Source organism: Angustibacter peucedani, assembly GCF_054779595.1.
This window is the reverse complement of the sequence record NZ_BAAGXY010000177.1, coordinates 1-1,024: the sequence shown is the minus strand read 5'-3', so window position 1 is coordinate 1,024 and position 1,024 is coordinate 1. Positions and strand designations below refer to the sequence as shown.

Sequence of the window (1,024 nt, the reverse complement as noted above, 5' to 3'; positions counted from 1 at the left end):
CGTGCTGGCAGGTCTTCTGCTAGGGCGCTGGTCAGTAAATTGTGAAACAGCCTAAGATGAGCTCTGTAACCCTTGCTATAGTCCCCTTAAGGTTGACAGATGAAAAACTATAATTCATCTATCAATTTTAAGGGGATTTTATTATGCCTAAAAGTAAGTTTACTGCCAAAGACAAGCTCGCAATTATTAAGGGATTAGCCTGCACTGACTTATCGAAAACAGAATATTTTAAGGCGTGCCGGGTTAGTGAGCGAGCCGTCGCTTGTTGGCAGAAATTTTATGCGAAAGATGGCTTAGCTGGATTAGAAGAACGCCATCATTGGACTAGATATAGTCCAGAACTAAAGCAACAAGCCGTAACTGCCTACTTAAATGGGGATGGTAGTTTGCGAGATATTCAACATAGATTTGGACTTAGAAGTACCTGCCAACTACGAGACTGGATCAAAAAATTTCAGTATAATAGGACCAATAATTCAGTAACGGCAATGCCGTTGAGAAAGCAGGTCCGGATCATGGGGCGTAAAACAACCTTTGAAGAACGCATCGAAATTGTCGAATATGTCACGGCAGGCGGGCATTCCTATTCACAAGCAGCTGAGCACTTTAATGTCTCTTATCAACAAGCACGTTCCTGGGTACTAAAAGCGGAACAAAACGGTTATCCAGCTCTTAAAGACCGCCGTGGACGCACTAAACCTCGAGAAGAAATGACCGAACTGGAACGGTTAAAACTTGAGAACCGGCAACTTAAAACTAAGTTGAAAGAACAGGAGGTTCTCGAAAAATTCGTAAAAAAATTTCAGGAACTACAGAACAAGGAGTGAATGCCCAACATAAACTAGCTTATCAGGCCATCGAAACCCTCAGTGTCGATTATCACGGCGTACAAGCCTTTCTCCTACGTGAATTGGGGCTTTCGCGCCAGGCCTTCCATCAGTGGCGTCATCACCAAGTCACGGATTGGGAACAGCAGGAAGAACAACTAAAAGCGAAAATCACTTGGTATTTTGATCAACACCGC

The 1,024-nt window shown here is 43.6% G+C and carries 1 protein-coding gene and 1 pseudogene; both read left to right on the top strand.

Annotated features, from left to right (window positions below; all coding sequences use genetic code 11):
* The first annotated feature begins 143 nt into the window (after window positions 1–143).
* Window positions 144–827 carry a helix-turn-helix domain-containing protein gene (locus tag ACYVJ4_RS18600; RefSeq protein WP_056944317.1) on the top strand — a complete coding sequence of 228 codons (684 nt, stop codon included), beginning with the start codon at window positions 144–146 and terminating at the stop codon, window positions 825–827.
* Window positions 824–1,024: pseudogene (locus ACYVJ4_RS18595) on the top strand (IS3 family transposase); the annotation flags it as partial. The gene ACYVJ4_RS18600 and the pseudogene ACYVJ4_RS18595, both read left to right, overlap by 4 nt.

What these genes read in the sequence shown, in the direction of transcription:
- ACYVJ4_RS18600 (WP_056944317.1), top strand. Translation starts at nt 144, where the DNA reads ATGCCTAAAAGTAAGTTTACTGCCAAAGACAAGCTCGCAATTATTAAG.